Below are 15,296 nucleotides of genomic sequence, written 5' to 3' on the forward strand. Positions count from 1 at the left end.
CGCTGGATCCGACTTCATCGCGCACGCGCGGCGTCGACGGTATGCCAGAGCAGCAACGCGGTGGTGACCGGACCGACGCCGCCCGGCACCGGGGTCAGCGCACCGGCTATCGCCCCAACCTGGGCGGCAGCCACGTCCCCGACCAAGCCGCCGTCATCGGTCGGGTTCGTACCGACATCGACGACCACGGTTCGGGCGGCGATGTGATCTCCCGTCACCAGTTCCGGCCTGCCTGCCGCGACGATGACGATGTCGGCTTGCCGAGTGTGCGCCGCGAGGTCGGCGGTGCGGGAGTGGCAAACCGTCACGGACGCGTCCCGTGCCAGCAGCAGGTGCGCCACCGGCACCCCAACGACCGTTGACCGGCCGACCACCACCACGTCTTTACCCGCGAGCTCGATCTCGTGGTGGTCGAGCAGCGCGATCACGGCCTCGGCGGTGGCCGGTGCGAACGCGGGGAGGCCCGTGGCCAGACGTCCGAGGCTGGAGGGGTTGGCGCCGTCGACGTCCTTGGCGGGGTCGATGCTCGTCACGACGTCCTGCGCCGCTACCCCCGGTGGCAGGGGAGTCTGCACGATGGTGCCGTGCACGTCGTCATCGTCGCCGAGCGCGGTCAGGGTCTTCTGGATTTCCGGTGTCGAGGCGCCAGCACCAAGGTCGACGATGTCGCAGGCAAGCCCGACCTTGTGCGCGGCTCTCGCGATCGAACGGACGTAGGCGTGGCTGGACTCGTCCTCCGTGGCGACGACGACGGCGAGCTTCGGCGGTGGGGTGCCACCGGCGGCCAGCTCCGCCGCGACTTCAGCGCTGCGAGCCCGGAGTGTGGCGGCGAGCTCGGAACCGACGAGCCGCACCGCGACGTGCTCGCCGGGCACCGATGCCGCGCTCATGCGGTGATCCTGGCGCGAACGTCGGCGGTGACCTTGTCAGCGCGATCGCAGATCGCGTCCACCCGGTGCACCGACGCGGCGAGGCCGCGCCGCTCGGCGTCGTCGGTGATGCCACCGAGGTTCACCTCGATGTTGACCCGTGCGGTCGTCGCGCCCGCACGGGCGGCCTCCGCGGCAGCCGCCACGTCGGTGATGACGTTGCGATTGCCGACCGGCAGCAGCTGCTCAGCGAGGGTGACGACGCGCTCCGCGAGGTCGATACCGTCGGCCGGTGGTCGGCATGCCTCGACCAGCGCGTCGGCGATCGCCCGCGTTCGCGCGGCCCGGTCTTCCTCGCTGTCCTTAGGCAGTCGGTATGACTCGGCGACATGGGAGAACGCGGCGGCGTCCGCTTCGGCCAGTCGTAGGGCGCGGCCGCGCAGAGTGTCCGATTCGGACACGATCGCGGCGACGGTATCCGCGTGCTCGGCGTACTTCGGCCCGTCGCTGTAGCGACCGACCATGCCGACCAGCGCCGCGGCCTGCGCCAGGTGCAACGCGGCGGCCGTACCACCACCGGGAGCTGGAACACGCGCCGCGAGATTGGCGAGTAGGTCGTTGAGCGACTCGTCGCGCATGGGTATCGTCCTTCCCGTCATCGGAACACCACGGTGCTGTTGCCGTTCAGCAGCACGCGGTGCTCGCCGTGCCAGCGCACCGCGCGCGCGAGCGCCAGTGCCTCCGCGTCCCGGCCCACTGTCGCGAGCGCCCTTGGGTCGTGGCCGTGGTCCACCCGCAGCACCTCCTGCTCGATGATCGGTCCCTCGTCCAACTCCGGCGTGACGTAGTGTGCGGTCGCGCCAACGTACTTGACGCCACGGTCGTAGGCCTGGTGGTACGGCTTGGCGCCCTTGAACCCCGGCAGGAAGGAGTGGTGAATGTTGATCGCCTTGCCTGCCAGTTTGCCGCACAGGTCGTCGGAAAGCACCTGCATATAGCGTGCGAGCACGACCAGATCCGCCTCGTACTCGTCGACCAGTTCCAGCAGCCTGGCCTCTGCCTCCGGTTTGACGTCCGGTGTTACCGGCACGTGGACGAAGTCCAGCCCGGCTGCGTCCGCCATGGGGCGCAGGTCCTCGTGGTTGGAGACGACAGCGGCGATGTCCGCGCCGAGGCTGCCAGCGCGCCACCGGAAGATCAGGTCGTTCAAGCAGTGTCCGGCCTTGGACACCATCACCAGGATGCGGGTCTCCCGGTCGTCGAACAGCTCGAACTCCATCTCGAACTCGCGCGCCACCGGCCCGAACTGCCTACTGAGGTCGGCCACCGTCGCCTGCGGCGCGGGGCAGGTGAACGACGTGCGTTGGAACAGCGTGCCACGGACGCGGTCGTCGAACTGCTGGTGCTCCACGATGTCGCAGGCGCGTTCGACGAGGAACGACGTCACCGCGTGCACGATGCCCGCCCGTTCGGGGCATTTCAGGGTCAGAGTGAACAGCCGCGCCACGAGTCCTCCTCGCCGTAGGGCCATTTTGGCCTACAACTGATATATCAGTCGCAGACTACGAAGTCCCGGTGCCCGTGTCAACGCCCTTCGACGGGACTCGACGTGATCAGCCGCTATAGGCTGGGGCTGCACCGACGAAGGGCACACGGCGTGGAACGGAAACAGCTCGAATACTTCCTCACCATCGCCAGCCACGGCAGCTTCACCAGCGCCGCGAGCTCGCTGCGAGTCGCGCAGCCATCGCTGTCCTATGCCATCCGCTCGTTGGAGCGGGAACTCGGCGCGCCGCTATTTCGACGTCTTGGGCGCGGCGTCGCTCTGACGCCCGTTGGCGAGGCGCTGGTCGGGCCAGCTCGCCAGGTGCTCAAGGACTTCGGCCAGGTGCAGGCGGTGGCGCAGCAGGTCGTGGGTCTGGTGACCGGCACGTTGGACATCGTCGCGGTGACCACCCTCGCCGTCGACCCACTCGCGGACTTCGCCGGGGAGTTCCGCACACGGTATCCCGGCGTCGAGCTCAGCGTGGTCGATCCGGAGAACGCGGCGGCGGTCGTGGACGTCGTCCGCAGGGGGCACTGCGAGCTGGGCCTGACCGAGCACGGGATCGCCACCGACGGCCTCAAGGTGCTGGACCTGCCGGAACAGGAGGTGCTCGCCGTCTTGCCGCCTGAGGCCGAGCGACCCGCCTCCGGTGTGCTGTCGGCAAGGGAGTTCGCGGGCCTCGACATCGTCACCACGCCCCGCGGCACCACCACGAGGGACGTGCTGGAAGGCCTACTCGCGGTGGCCGGCGCGCGGCCGCGTATCGCCGTCGAGATCACCCATCGCGCCGCCATCGTGCCGCTTGTCCTAGCGGGCGCCGGTTCGACGCTGCTGCCGCGCAGCTTGGCTCGCGACGCGGCAGCGCTGGGGGCCGTCGTGGTGAAGCTGGACCCGCCGCTGACCCGTCGTGGCGTCCTCGTCTGGTCCGACAGCGCGCTGTCGCCAGCGGCGGAAGCCTTCGTGGATCTCGTGACGCGATGGCCGACCGATTAGGTTCCTATAGAGAGTGTCTATCTGAGCTACTGAAAATTGGTCTAGCTCGGCGCTTGGAATCTGTTGATACGGCTATTCCACTGTGCCACGGTTAATCGACGTCAATCGCCCCATTCTCATGTTCTCCGAATGGGAGACAGGTGATCCACAATTCGTCGGATCACCACGGTAGAAAGGGTTTTAATGATGCATATCCGACGACGTCGTGTCGTGGTTTCCCTGTGCATGGCGCTCACCGCGATCCTCGCGAGTGCCTGCGGCGCATCGCAGGGTTTCGGGTCGGGCGACGAGACCGGAAGCACAGAAGTGCGGCTGGTGCAGCAGCCGTGGGAAGACCTGGTCGTTGAGAACCAGATCGTGAGCCAGATTCTGGACAAACTCGGCTACAGCGCCAAGATCCAGGAGCTTTCCGTTCCGCTCGGCGCGCAGGCTCTGGCGACCGGTGATGCCGACGTCTACCTCGGCAACTGGTGGCCGAGCCAGAAGTCTGTTTTCAACAAGCACCTGGAGAGCGGGGACGTCGAAGTGCTCGGCACGCTCGTCACCGGGACGACGTACGCGCCGGCGGTGCCGAAGTTCGTCGCCGACGAGCACGGCATCCGCTCGTTGGCCGACCTCGCGTCCAATGCGGACCTGTTCGGCGCGAAGTTCCTTGGTATCGAGCCGGGAACGCCAGGGAACCAGTACATCCAGGACGCGATCGACCAGAACGCGTACGACCTCGGCGACTGGCAGCTCGTGCAGTCGAGCACCCCAGCCATGCTCGCCGAGGTGGAACGCCACGTCGGCAAGGAAAAGCCGGTCGTCTTCCTTGGCTGGGAGCCGCACTGGATGAACGTGGACTGGGATCTGGTGTACCTGGACGACCCGAAACAGGTGTGGCCGGGCGCCGGTGAGATCAGGGTTGCTGCCAACAAGAATTTCGCCGCCGAGAACCCGAACGTGTCGCGGTTCCTTTCCCAGATCTCCATCGACCGTGACACCGCGTCGGAATGGATTTACCAGCTCAGCAAAAAGAACACGCCCGCCGAGCAGATCGCCCGGAATTGGCTCAGCGAGAACTCCGACGTCGTCAGTAAATGGCTGCGCGGCGTGAAGACGGCGGACGGCACACCGGCGGAGGAGGTCGCGTGATCGACGTACGCGGGCTCACCAAGGTGTTCGGGCTGCCGGACGGCCGGGCGCGGCGGGCGCTGGACACAGGTGCGGACAGGGCCAGCGCGGTGCGTGCGGCTGGCGGGGTGTTGGCCGTCAACGACGTGTCGTTCTCGGTGGAGCCCGGCGAACTGTTCGTCATCATGGGACTGTCCGGTTCCGGCAAGTCCACGGTCATCCGCATGATCAACCGGTTGGTCGAACCCACCGCGGGCACGGTGAGCTACGACGGCGTCGACGTCGGTGGGATGAGCGCCGAGCAGTTGCGAGAACTGCGTAACAAGCGGGTCAGCATGGTGTTCCAGCACTTCGCACTGTTTCCACATCGGACGGTGCGGGAGAACGCGGCCTACGGGCTGAAGACGCGCGGCATGTCGAAACGCGAACGGCTCGACCGCGCCGACGTCGCCCTGGAACAGGTGGGACTCGCCGACCGTGGTGACGCGTACCCAAGCGAGTTCAGCGGCGGCATGCGGCAGCGGGTCGGCCTGGCCCGCGCGCTCGCGACCGACCCAGACGTGCTGATCATGGACGAGCCGTTCAGCGCGCTCGACCCGCTCATTCGTCGTGCGATGCAGGAACAGTTGCTGCAGCTACAGCAGGAGCTGGGCAAGACGATCCTGTTCGTCACCCACGACCTCAACGAGGCCATGCGCATCGGCGACCGGATCATGGTGATGAAGGACGGCGAGGTCATCCAGCTCGGCACCGGGCCGGACATCATCGGCAACCCCGCCAACGACTACGTCCAGGATTTCGTCTCCGACGTCGATCGCACCCGGGGCCTCACGGCGGGCTCGGTGATGCAGTCGCCGTGGTTCACCGCCACCGCCGACGAGGAACCCGCGTCGGTGCTCGCCAGGATGCGTAAGGCGCGTGGCGACGGCGTCTACGTCATCGAGACCGACGGCACCATCCTCGGTGTCGCCACCGGCGAGCAGCTCACCCTCGCGATCCGCGACGGCGCGAGCCACGTGCGGGACTGCGTCGTCGACGACTACACCGCCGTGTCCGATGAAACACCGATCGCCGAGTTCTGCCACCTCACCGGCGGGCACGTCGTGCCGCTCGCGGTGGTGGACAGCGACAAGCATCTGATCGGCGTCGTGCCGAGGGCGCACGTCCTCGAGGCCATCGCGACGGCCACCGAGGAGGTGCCCGAACATGCCTGACATCCCAGTCGGATCCGTCGTCGAGTCCGCCCTGCAGTGGCTGGTCGACCACGCCGGTTCGCTGTTCGACGCACTCTCGGCGGTGCTGCTGCTCTGTGTCAACGTCGTGTACGAGGTGCTCGCCACGCCGCCGACGTTCCTGCTGGTCGCGATCTTCGCCGTGCTCGCGGCCGTCGTGCTGCGCAGCGTCGGCATGGTCGCCTTCACCGTCGCCGCCTTCTTGCTCATCGACGGTATGCAGCTGTGGTCGGAGACGTTGCAGACGCTCGCCGTTGTCGTCATCGCGGCAGCCATCGCGATCGCCGTCGGCGTCCCAATCGGTGTGCTCGCCGCGAGCAGCACCCGCATGAGCCGTGGTGTGCGGCCCATGCTCGACTTCATGCAGACGCTGCCGGTCTTCGTGTACCTGGTTCCCGCCGTGTTGTTCTTCGGAATCGGCGTGGTGCCCGGCATCGTCGCCACCACCGTCTTCGCCGTGCCGCCCGCCGTCCGCCTCACCGAGCTCGGCATCCGGCAGGTCGACAAAGAGATGGTCGAGGCGGCGCACGCCTTCGGCGCTCGCAGGAAGCAAGTGCTGCGCGATGTGCAACTTCCCCTCGCGGTGCCGTCCATCATGGCAGGTGTCAACCAGGTCATCATGCTGGCGCTGTCCATGGTCGTCGTCGCGGGGTTGGTCGGCGCCGAGGGACTCGGCGGCGTCGTCGTGCAAGGAGTCACGCAGTACAACATCGGCACCGCCGTCGAGGGCGGCATCGCCGTCGTCATCCTCGCGATATTCCTCGACCGCCTCACCGGGTCCCTCGGCACCAGGCGCACCCAACGCGCCTTGCTCTCCCGCCTGCGGCCTCGCCGCCAGCGAGACCCTCAGCCAGCCACAGCCTGAACCGGAAAGGAGCGTCGATGGCCGACCAGCGCGCCACCAGACAACACCTCCCCATCCCCGACGCGCCCGACCAACCGGCGACCGCGATCGACGTCCGCGACCAGCAACCGCCACACCAGCCGACGCAGCCGCTCCGGCCACCGGAGGGCGCGCCCAACGTCGTCGTGGTGCTCATCGACGACATGGGCTTCGGCGCGCCGTCGACGTTCGGCGGCCCGTGCCACATGCCAACTGCCGACCGCCTGGCCGGGAACGGGCTGCGCTACACCCGCTTCCACGTCACCGCGATCTGTTCGCCCACCCGGCAATCGCTGCTGACCGGGCGCAACCACCACTCGGTCGGCATGGGCGTGACGACCGAGATGGCGAGCGCGTCCCCCGGCTACAGCGGGATTCGCCCGCGCAGTGCGGCCACCCTGGCGCAGGTGCTGCGCGGCAACGGCTACAACACCGGCGCGTTCGGCAAGTGGCACCAGACGCCTGCCCGCGACGTCAGCCCGGCGGGGCCGTTCGACCGGTGGCCGACGGGGGAGGGTTTCGAGAAGTTCTACGGCTTCCTGTGCGCGGAGATGAACCACTGGTATCCGGTGCTGTTCGACGGCACTGTGCCGACCGAGCCGAGCAGGAAGCCGGAGGACGGCTACCACCTGTCCGAGGACCAGGTCGACCAGGCCATCGACTGGGTCCACACGCAGCAGACGCTCAATCCCGACTCGCCGTTCTTCGTCTACCTGCCGTTCGGCGCGACCCACGCGCCGTATCACGTGCCGAGGGAGTATCGCGAGAAGTACCGGGGGCGGTTCGACCACGGCTGGGACAAGCAGCGCGAGATCACCCTGCGGCGGCAGAAGGAACTCGGCGTCGTGCCGGAGGACGCCGAGCTGGCGTCGTGGGCCGAGGGCGTGCCGCACTGGGACGAGCTCACCGACGCCGAACGCCGCTCGGCGGCGTCGCTGATGGAGCTGTACGCCGGGTTCGCCGAGCACACCGACGTCCAGGTCGGACGCCTCGTCGACGCCATCGACGAGGCAGGGGAGCTGGACAACACCCTGTTCATCTACATCCTCGGCGACAACGGCGCGTCGGCCGAGGGCGGGCTCGGCGGCACGCTCAACGAGCACCGTTTCGCCAGCGGCATCCCGGACACCGCCGAGTACATCAACGCCCACGACGACGCGCTCGGCGACCCGACGACGCACGCGCACTACCCGGTCGGGTGGGCGTTGGCGATGAACACGCCGTACCAGTGGACCAAGCAGGTCGCCTCCCACTTCGGCGGCACCCGCGACGGGATGGTGGTGCACTGGCCGGACCGGATCACCGAACGCGGCGGCATCCGGAACCAGTTCCACCACGTCATCGACGTCATGCCGACGATCCTGGAAGCAGCCGGACTGCCCGAGCCGTCCAGTGTGGATGGAATCGCGCAGCAGCCGATCGAGGGCACCAGCATGCTCTACAGCTTCAACGACGCCGGGGCGCCGGACCGCCACACGGTGCAGTACTTCGAGATGGTCGGCCACCGCGGGATCTACCACGACGGCTGGATGGCGGTCGCGCGCCACGGCGTGCCGTGGGAGATGGTGCAGAGCGAGCGCCAGTACTTCGATGACGACGTCTGGGAGCTGTACGACACCAACGTCGACTGGACCCAGGCCCGCGACATCTCCGCCGAACACCCTGGCAAGCTGCGCGAGCTGCAGCAGTTGTTCCTCATCGAGGCCGCGAAGTACAACGTCTTCCCGCTCGATGACCGGATGACCGAGCGGGAGAACCCGAAGGAGGCGGGCCGCCTGGACCTGCTTGGTGAGCGCCGCACCATCACGTTCCATGGCCCGGGCCTGCGGCTGACCGAGGAGACCGCGCCGAACGTGAAGAACCGCTCGCACACCATCACCGCGCAGGTGGACGTCGGCCCAGACGGCGCGGAGGGCGTGCTCGTCGCCCAGGGTGGCCGCTTCGGTGGTTGGTCGTTGTATGTGTGGCAGGGCAGGCCGTGCTACGCCTACAACTACTTCGGGCTAGACGTGCACAAGGCCGTGGCACCCGATGCGCTGACCGCTGGCAGGCACGAGATCACGATGGAGTTCAGCTACGCCGGCGGCGGCGTCGGGCGTGGCGGGACCGCCATGCTGCTCGTCGACGGGGAGAAGGCGGCCGAGACGCGAGTGGACGCGACGATTCCGTACTACTTCGCGTTCGATGAAACCTTCGATCTCGGGTGCGACCGCGCGTCGCCGGTCACCGACGACTACGCCACGGTCGACAACGCCTTCACCGGCACGTTGCGCCAGGTCCGCGTCGACCTCGCCGACGACCTCTGTAGCGATGGGGCGAGTGAGACCGCGCGTGAGCAATTCCGGGCGGCCCATGACTGACAGCGCGACCCGTGGTGGGTGCTGCGCCCCGTCCCGTGGCGGGACGCAGCACCCACCCGAACAGCACGCCGCTGGCGTCAGCGGCAGCACGGACGGTCTGGTGCTGCTCGACGGCGGCGAGTTCCTGATGGGCAGCGAGGGCCCGCTCGCCTATCCCGGTGACGGCGAGGGGCCGGTACGTCGTGTCGAGCTGAGCCCGTTCTGGATCAGCCCGACAGCGGCCAGCAACGCGGCTTTCGCCGAGTTCGTGGACGCGACCGGGTACCGCACCGAGGCCGAACGGTTCGGTTGGTCGTTCGTCTTCGGCGGCATGCTGCCGGACGACTTCCCGCCGACCAGGGGCGTGGCGAACGCGCCGTGGTGGCGTCAGGTGCACGGCGCTGACTGGCGGCATCCCGCCGGACCGCAGTCCACAGTAGACGGTCTGGAGGATCATCCCGTCGTGCACGTGTCCTGGCACGACGCCCAGGCGTACTGCGCATGGGCGGGCCTGCGGCTACCCACCGAGGCGGAGTGGGAGTGCGCGGCGCGCGGCAGGCTTGACGGACACCCGTTCCCGTGGGGCGACGAGCTCGAACCTGGCGGGCAGCACCAGATGAACGTGTGGCAGGGCGAGTTCCCGCAGCACAACACGGAAGCCGACGGCTGGTACGGCACCTGCCCGGTCACGGAGTTCCCGCCCAATGGCTTCGGCCTGCACAACATGACGGGCAACGTCTGGGAGTGGTGCCACGACTGGTTCCACAACGCCGTCACGACGTCGGACACCGGACGGGACCCGCGCGGCCCCGTGCACGGCACCCGCCGCAGCGCGCGCGGCGGGTCGTATCTGTGCCACGAGTCGTACTGCCGTCGCTACCGGGTCAGCGCCCGGCAGGGCCTCACCCCGGACTCGTCCATGGGCAACACCGGCTTCCGCGTCGCCCGCGACGTCTAGCGGGCAGAGTTACACCTCGATCAGTCGTCGGAGCACGAACCGAATCGCTTCCACTTCAGAATCCGACAGCTTTGCGGTGTGTTGTTTCACGAGTCACACCAAACATGCGGACCGGTCGTTGTTGATCTACTTGCCCTGCGCTGTGACCATCAGAACTGGATAAAGCAGGCGCCTGCGTGTCGCAGCCCAGGGGAAGTTGATCGACTTCGGTCAGCCGAGCGGGTCCAGCGCCCCTCCCGCGTCCGAGCCAGCCCGAGTTCAGCACTCCACGACGTTGAGGGCGAGACCTCCCCGGGACGTCTCCTTGTACTTGTCCTTCATGTCCGCGCCCGTGTCGCGCATCGTCTTGATCGCCTTGTCCAGGCTGACGAAGTGCAGGCCGTCGCCGCTCATCGCCATGCGTGCCGCCATGATGGCCTTGATCGACGCGATCGCGTTTCGCTCGATGCACGGAATCTGCACCAACCCGCCCACCGGGTCGCAGGTAAGCCCGAGGTTGTGCTCGATCCCGATCTCCGCCGCGTTCTCCACCTGCGCCGGAGTCGCGCCGAACACCTCGGCAAGCCCGGCGGCGGCCATCGAACAGGCCGAGCCGACCTCGCCCTGGCAGCCGACCTCCGCGCCGGAGATGGAGGCGTTCTGCTTGAACAGCATCCCGATCGCGCCCGCGGTGAGCAGGAAGTTCACCACGCCGTCGTCCGAGGAACCTGGCACGAACCGCCGGTAGTAGTGCAGCACGGCGGGGATGATCCCGGCCGCGCCGTTGGTCGGCGCGGTGACGATCCGCCCGCCTGCCGCGTTCTCCTCGTTGACCGCCAGCGCGAACACCGTCACCCACTCCATCGCGGACAGCGGGTCGTCCACCCCGTCCGCCTTGACGAGGCGGTCCTTTAGGTTCGCCGCCCGCCGCCGCACCTTGAGCCCGCCGGGTAGTACGCCGGACGTCGACGTCCCGCGCTCGACACACTCGGCCATCACCGACCAGATGTGCAGGAGCCCATCGCGGACCTCCTCCTCGCTGCGGCGGACCGTCTCGTTGGCCATCATCAGCGAGCTGATCGACCGACCGGTGCGCTCGGTGTGCGCGAGCAGTTCCTCGGCCGTCGAGAACGGGAACGGCACCGGCGTGCGGTCCTCGACGAGCTGCTTGCCGCCTGCCTCGTCCTCCCCGAGCACGAACCCGCCGCCGACCGAGTAGTACGTGCGCACCGACAGCACCGTTCCCGTCCGGTCGAAGGCGTGGAACATCATCCCGTTGCTGTGGAACTCCAGCCGCTTTCGCCGATGCAGCTTGACGTCGTCGGTCACTGAGAACGGGATGCGCGTACCACCGGCCAGCTCAAGCGAGCCGGTCTCCGCGACGCCGTCCACCAGGGGCTGCGCCGCCACCGGATCGACCTCGTCCGGGGCGTACCCGGCGAGACCGAGCACGACGGCCTTGACGCTGCCGTGCCCGTGGCCAGTGGCACCGAGTGAGCCGAACAGCTCGACCCGCACCGACGCCACCCGGCCCAGCAGCCCCTCCTCGGCCAACGACTCGACGTACGTCTTGGCGGCGCGCATCGGGCCGACGGTGTGCGAGCTCGACGGTCCGATCCCGACCTTGAACAGGTCGAACACGCTCAGGCTCATACCGGTTCCTCCCGGTACTCCACACCCGCGTCAAGCAGCCACGCGGCCAGGTAGCGCGCGAACGACGCTCGCACCAGCACCGTGAACTCGTCCGCGCCGCGAACCAGCAGGACGATCCCAGCCTGCGCGAGCAACGTCTGCACGCAGGTTCCGGTGGGCGATACCGACGGGTGCAGGTCGATGGCGCAGCCGTGCGCGAGCAGGTCGCGTGCCTTCGGCCCGGCCAGCGTCAGCGTGGTGCGCTGCGCCGAGACGTCGACCACCGCGCCGTCCGCGTCGCCGATGGCCTGCCGCAGCGCGCTTTCCAGCGTGCGCTGCAGGCCAGGCTGTGCGAGCACGAGGTACTCGTCCGGGCCGAGCCACGCCACCTCGACCGGCCCGTGCGGGCCGTCGCCCTCGGTGAAGGTGCACGGCGTGCGCGGCAACTCGGCGCCGAGGACCGCGCTCACCGCCGCCGCCCTCCCGACATCGCGCAGCCGCAACGTGATCTGTGTGCGGAACGGCCGCTCCGCCACCTCGACGGCCGGTGCGAGCTTTGCCAGCCACTCCACCCAGCCGTCGAGCGGGCTGCGGCGGGTCCTGATGTCAGCCGTCACGGCGGGCTCCTTCCTTGTCGTAGAGCACGGTTTCGGTCACGGTGACGGCGACGAGGTCGTCGCCCACCGGGGCGTAGAGCTTCTCGCCGATGCGGTCACGCCCGGACCGCAGCAACGCGAGGGCGAACGTCCTGCCGAGCGCGGCGCTGTCGTAGCTCGACGTGACGTGCCCGAGCATCCGCACCGGCGGCTCCGGCAGGTGGTCGGACTCGATGATGTGCGCGCCTTCGGGCAGAAGTACCGTGGGATCGGCGGGCACCAGGCCGACGAGCTGCTTGCGGTCCGGGCGCAGGTTCTCCGCCCTGCTGAATGAACGCTTGCCGATGAAGTCGGCCTTCTTCTTCGACACCGCCCACGACATCCCGAGGTCCTGCGGCGTGACAGTGCCGTCAGTGTCCTGACCGACGATCGGGTAGCCCTTCTCGGCGCGCAGGACGTGCATCGTCTCGGTGCCGTAGGGGGTGATGCCGTACGGTTCGCCCGCCTCGATCAGCGCCTCCCACAGCGCGAGGCCGTCCCAGGCGTGGACGTTGATCTCGTACGCCAGCTCGCCGGAGAAGCTGATCCGGCAGACCCGCGCGGGAATCCCAGCGACGACGGCATCCTGCCAGGTCATGAACCCGAAGGCGTCGCCCGCGACGTCGAGCTCCGGCGCCAACTCCGCCAGCACATCTCGGGACTTCGGGCCGACCAGCGGGACGGTCACCCAGTGCTCGGTCACCGACGTGGCGAACACCCGCAGGTGCGGCCACTCGGTCTGCAGCCACTCCTCGAGCCAGTCGAGGACCATCGCCGCGTTGCCGGTGGTCGTGGTCAGCAGGAAGTGGTCGTCGGCGAGACGGATCACCGTGCCGTCGTCGATGACCATGCCGTCGATGCCGCACATGATGCCGTATCGGATGCGGCCGACCTTGAGCGTGCTCATCATGTTCGTATAGAGCATGTCCAGCAGTTCGGCCGCGTCCGGGCCCTGGACATCGATCTTGCCGAGCGTCGAGGCGTCCATCAGCGCGACGCCTTCGCGTGCCGCGCGGCACTCGCGCAGCACGGCGGCGTGCATGTCCTCGCCGTCCTGCGGGTAGTGGCGGGCGCGCTTCCACTGCCCGACGTCCTCGAACTCCGCGCCGTGCGCCACGTGCCAGTCGTGCAGCGCGGTCACCCGAATCGGGTCGTACAGCTCGCCCCGGTCGCGACCGCCGAGCGCGGCGAACGGCACCGAGGCGTAGGGCGGGCGGAACGTCGTCGGCCGCCGGTCGGCCAGGTCCGCGCCCAACTCCTCCGCGACGATGGCCGCCGCGAGCATCCCGGACGTCTTGCCCTGGTCGTGCGCGGTGCCGATGGTGGTGTAGCGCTTGACGTGTTCCAGCGACTCCAGGCCCGCGCCGGTCGCGCGCGTGACGTCGGAGACGGTGGCGTCGCGTTGGAAGTCGACGAACTGGGTGTCGGTCTCACCACCCGGCACGCGCCACAGCACCGCTGCCGCGGTTTCCTCGGCGCGAGCGTCGGCGGCCGGGGCGGGAAGCTCGGCGCCCGGCGTGAACCCGGCGGCGGTGATGGCCGCGCGTCCGGCGTCGCGGCCCTGCTCGATGCAGGCCGTCAGCTCGACCATTCCCGTAGCCGAGCCCGCCACCCGCGCGGACGACAGCGCCTCGCCCGGCACGTAAGCACCCACTTCCGGCGAGTACCGCAGCGTGCCGCCGAGCTGGCTGAACAGGTGCACGGCCGGGTTCCAGCCCCCGGACACGAGCAGCGTGTCGCACACGAACGTGTCGGCGTGCCCGCCAGTGATCGACCTGATGTGGACGTCGGTGAGCCGTTCGGCTCCCTCGGTGCCGGTGACGACGTGGCCTGGGTAGACGTCGATGCCTCGCGTGGCGCACTCCGCGCTGAGCTTCGGCGGCACGTCGTGTCGGGCGTCGATCAGCACCGGGACGTCGATGCCAGCCTCGGCCAGCTCGATCGCGGCGTGGTAGGCGCTGTCGTTGGTGGTGAACACGCCGATCCGCCTGCCGACCTGCACCCCGTATCGGTGCAGGTAGGTGCGCGCGGCCCCGGCGAGCATGATGCCCGGCCGGTCGTTGTCCGCGAACACGATGGGGCGTTCGTGCGCGCCGGTCGCGATCACGGTCTGCTTTGCCCTGATCCGCCAGATCCGGTGCCGGGACACGTGGCTCGGCGCGTCGAAGCCCAGGTGATCGGTGCGGCGCTGCAGCGCGAGCACGAACCCGTCCTGGTACGCGCCGAACGCGGTGGTGCGGTCAAGCACCAGCACGTCGGGCAGCGAGGCAAGCTCGGTGACGATGTCGCGCACCCAGGCGTCGGACGACCGTTCGTCCAGGTAGTCGTCGCGGCCCAGCAGCGAGCCGCCCGCTTCGCTCTGGTCATCGACGACCACGACGCGGGCACCGGAGCGGGCGGCGGTGAGCGCGGCGGCGAGACCAGCGGGACCAGCGCCGACCACCAACACGTCGCAGTGCGCGTGCTTGTGGTCGTAGCGCGCGAGGTCCGGTTCGGCGGGGAGCTTGCCGTGCCCGACAAGGCCGTCCGCGACGAGGCCGTCGCACAGCTCGACCGTCGTCGCGGTCAGCATCGGCTCGCTGTACGGCTCGGCGACCTGCACCAGCGCGTTGGGCTCCTCGACCCCGGCGGCCATGATGCCGCGCGGGCGGCCGTACTTGATGCTGGTGGTCACCTGGTGCACGCCATTGGCGAGCAACGCGGAGGCGAGCGTGTCGCCCTCGCGGCCCGCCAACGACTGGCCGTTGAACGTGAAGCGCAGCCGGGTGTCGCGGTCGATGCGGCCACAACGGGGGAGACGGAAGTCGGCGCTCATGTCGTCACCGGCCTTTCCTCGTCGAGCCGGTACACGGCGAGCAGTTCGTAGCTGCGCGTGTCGCGTACGGCGTTGAACCAGCGGCGACAGCCCGCGGAGTGGCTCCAGCGCTCCGCGAACGGTCCGCGTGGGTTGTCCCGGAAGAACACGAACTTCGCCCACTCTTCGTCGGACAACGCGGCGGGCTCGGCGGGATAGTCGACGTGGGCTTGGCCGCCGTAGTGGAACTCGACCTCCTCACGAGGCCCGCACCACGGGCAGGGAATGAGTTGCATGACGACTCCTGAAGTCTGGGGTGCTTG

The 15,296-nt window shown here is 68.8% G+C and carries 13 protein-coding genes; 6 read left to right on the top strand and 7 right to left on the bottom strand.

The genetic code is table 11. The features are described from left to right. Nucleotides 1-14 precede the first annotated feature (14 nt). Genes ACFQGD_RS17780 through purU form a run of 3 tightly spaced genes read right to left on the bottom strand, consistent with a single transcriptional unit; the run spans nucleotide 15 to nucleotide 2,376 of the window. Nucleotides 15-890, bottom strand: coding sequence for a bifunctional 5,10-methylenetetrahydrofolate dehydrogenase/5,10-methenyltetrahydrofolate cyclohydrolase (locus ACFQGD_RS17780; RefSeq protein ID WP_345392921.1), 876 nt, complete (start codon nucleotides 888-890; stop codon nucleotides 15-17). After that, entirely contained in the window at nucleotides 887-1,507 is a 621-nt protein-coding gene (locus ACFQGD_RS17785) for a cyclodeaminase/cyclohydrolase family protein (protein ID WP_345392918.1), read from the bottom strand. The genes ACFQGD_RS17780 and ACFQGD_RS17785 overlap by 4 nt, the downstream gene beginning before the upstream one ends. A 17-nt stretch (nucleotides 1,508-1,524) precedes the next feature. After that, a complete protein-coding gene (gene purU, locus ACFQGD_RS17790) occupies nucleotides 1,525-2,376 on the bottom strand; it encodes a formyltetrahydrofolate deformylase (RefSeq protein ID WP_390221071.1) in 852 nt (283 codons plus the stop codon). A 150-nt stretch (nucleotides 2,377-2,526) separates the two neighbouring features. On the opposite strand from purU, the gene ACFQGD_RS17795 reads away from it, so the two are divergent. From ACFQGD_RS17795 to ACFQGD_RS17820, 6 genes are all read left to right on the top strand, one after another. Then, on the top strand, nucleotides 2,527-3,408 hold the full coding sequence (locus tag ACFQGD_RS17795) for a LysR family transcriptional regulator (protein ID WP_345392912.1): 882 nt from the start codon (nucleotides 2,527-2,529) through the stop codon (nucleotides 3,406-3,408). Between the two features lie 183 nt (nucleotides 3,409-3,591). After that, nucleotides 3,592-4,542 (top strand): ABC transporter substrate-binding protein, encoded by a 951-nt coding sequence (locus ACFQGD_RS17800; RefSeq protein WP_345392909.1) that lies wholly within the window; start codon nucleotides 3,592-3,594, stop codon nucleotides 4,540-4,542. Next, complete coding sequence (locus tag ACFQGD_RS17805) at nucleotides 4,539-5,735, top strand: quaternary amine ABC transporter ATP-binding protein (protein ID WP_345392906.1); 1,197 nt, start codon at nucleotides 4,539-4,541, stop codon at nucleotides 5,733-5,735. The genes ACFQGD_RS17800 and ACFQGD_RS17805 overlap by 4 nt, the downstream gene beginning before the upstream one ends. After that, nucleotides 5,728-6,618: an ABC transporter permease gene (locus ACFQGD_RS17810; RefSeq protein ID WP_345392903.1), complete on the top strand. Its 891-nt coding sequence runs from the start codon at nucleotides 5,728-5,730 to the stop codon at nucleotides 6,616-6,618. The genes ACFQGD_RS17805 and ACFQGD_RS17810 overlap by 8 nt, the downstream gene beginning before the upstream one ends. Nucleotides 6,619-6,635: 17 nt before the next feature. Further along, nucleotides 6,636-8,996, top strand: a complete 2,361-nt coding sequence (locus ACFQGD_RS17815) for an arylsulfatase (RefSeq protein ID WP_345392900.1) — start codon at nucleotides 6,636-6,638, stop codon at nucleotides 8,994-8,996. Further along, a complete protein-coding gene (locus ACFQGD_RS17820; protein WP_345392897.1) occupies nucleotides 8,989-9,933 on the top strand; it encodes a formylglycine-generating enzyme family protein in 945 nt (314 codons plus the stop codon). The genes ACFQGD_RS17815 and ACFQGD_RS17820 overlap by 8 nt, the downstream gene beginning before the upstream one ends. 258 nt (nucleotides 9,934-10,191) lie before the next feature. Here the strand turns inward: ACFQGD_RS17820 and ACFQGD_RS17825 are convergent, their stop codons facing one another. Genes ACFQGD_RS17825 through ACFQGD_RS17840 form a run of 4 tightly spaced genes read right to left on the bottom strand, consistent with a single transcriptional unit; the run spans nucleotide 10,192 to nucleotide 15,269 of the window. Then, a complete protein-coding gene (locus tag ACFQGD_RS17825) occupies nucleotides 10,192-11,565 on the bottom strand; it encodes an L-serine ammonia-lyase (protein ID WP_345392894.1) in 1,374 nt (457 codons plus the stop codon). Next, nucleotides 11,562-12,161, bottom strand: coding sequence for a sarcosine oxidase subunit gamma (locus ACFQGD_RS17830; protein ID WP_345392891.1), 600 nt, complete (start codon nucleotides 12,159-12,161; stop codon nucleotides 11,562-11,564). Before ACFQGD_RS17830 ends, ACFQGD_RS17825 begins: the two co-directional genes overlap by 4 nt. Then, entirely contained in the window at nucleotides 12,151-14,994 is a 2,844-nt protein-coding gene (locus tag ACFQGD_RS17835) for a 2Fe-2S iron-sulfur cluster-binding protein (protein WP_345392888.1), read from the bottom strand. The genes ACFQGD_RS17830 and ACFQGD_RS17835 overlap by 11 nt, the downstream gene beginning before the upstream one ends. After that, nucleotides 14,991-15,269: a sarcosine oxidase subunit delta gene (locus ACFQGD_RS17840; protein WP_345392885.1), complete on the bottom strand. Its 279-nt coding sequence runs from the start codon at nucleotides 15,267-15,269 to the stop codon at nucleotides 14,991-14,993. Before ACFQGD_RS17840 ends, ACFQGD_RS17835 begins: the two co-directional genes overlap by 4 nt. Between the last annotated feature and the right edge of the window lie 27 nt (nucleotides 15,270-15,296).

Origin of the sequence: Haloechinothrix salitolerans (genome assembly GCF_042662605.1) — a bacterium.
Classification (GTDB): domain Bacteria; phylum Actinomycetota; class Actinomycetes; order Mycobacteriales; family Pseudonocardiaceae; genus Haloechinothrix_A; species Haloechinothrix_A salitolerans.

Coding starts and splice junctions, on each gene's coding strand:
- ACFQGD_RS17815 (WP_345392900.1), top strand. CDS start 6,636: ATGGCCGACCAGCGCGCCACCAGACAACACCTCCCCATCCCCGACGCG.
- ACFQGD_RS17820 (WP_345392897.1), top strand. CDS start 8,989: ATGACTGACAGCGCGACCCGTGGTGGGTGCTGCGCCCCGTCCCGTGGC.
- ACFQGD_RS17810 (WP_345392903.1), top strand. CDS start 5,728: ATGCCTGACATCCCAGTCGGATCCGTCGTCGAGTCCGCCCTGCAGTGG.
- ACFQGD_RS17780 (WP_345392921.1), bottom strand. CDS start 890: ATGAGCGCGGCATCGGTGCCCGGCGAGCACGTCGCGGTGCGGCTCGTC.
- ACFQGD_RS17835 (WP_345392888.1), bottom strand. CDS start 14,994: ATGAGCGCCGACTTCCGTCTCCCCCGTTGTGGCCGCATCGACCGCGAC.
- ACFQGD_RS17785 (WP_345392918.1), bottom strand. CDS start 1,507: ATGCGCGACGAGTCGCTCAACGACCTACTCGCCAATCTCGCGGCGCGT.
- ACFQGD_RS17825 (WP_345392894.1), bottom strand. CDS start 11,565: ATGAGCCTGAGCGTGTTCGACCTGTTCAAGGTCGGGATCGGACCGTCG.
- ACFQGD_RS17800 (WP_345392909.1), top strand. CDS start 3,592: ATGATGCATATCCGACGACGTCGTGTCGTGGTTTCCCTGTGCATGGCG.
- ACFQGD_RS17840 (WP_345392885.1), bottom strand. CDS start 15,269: ATGCAACTCATTCCCTGCCCGTGGTGCGGGCCTCGTGAGGAGGTCGAG.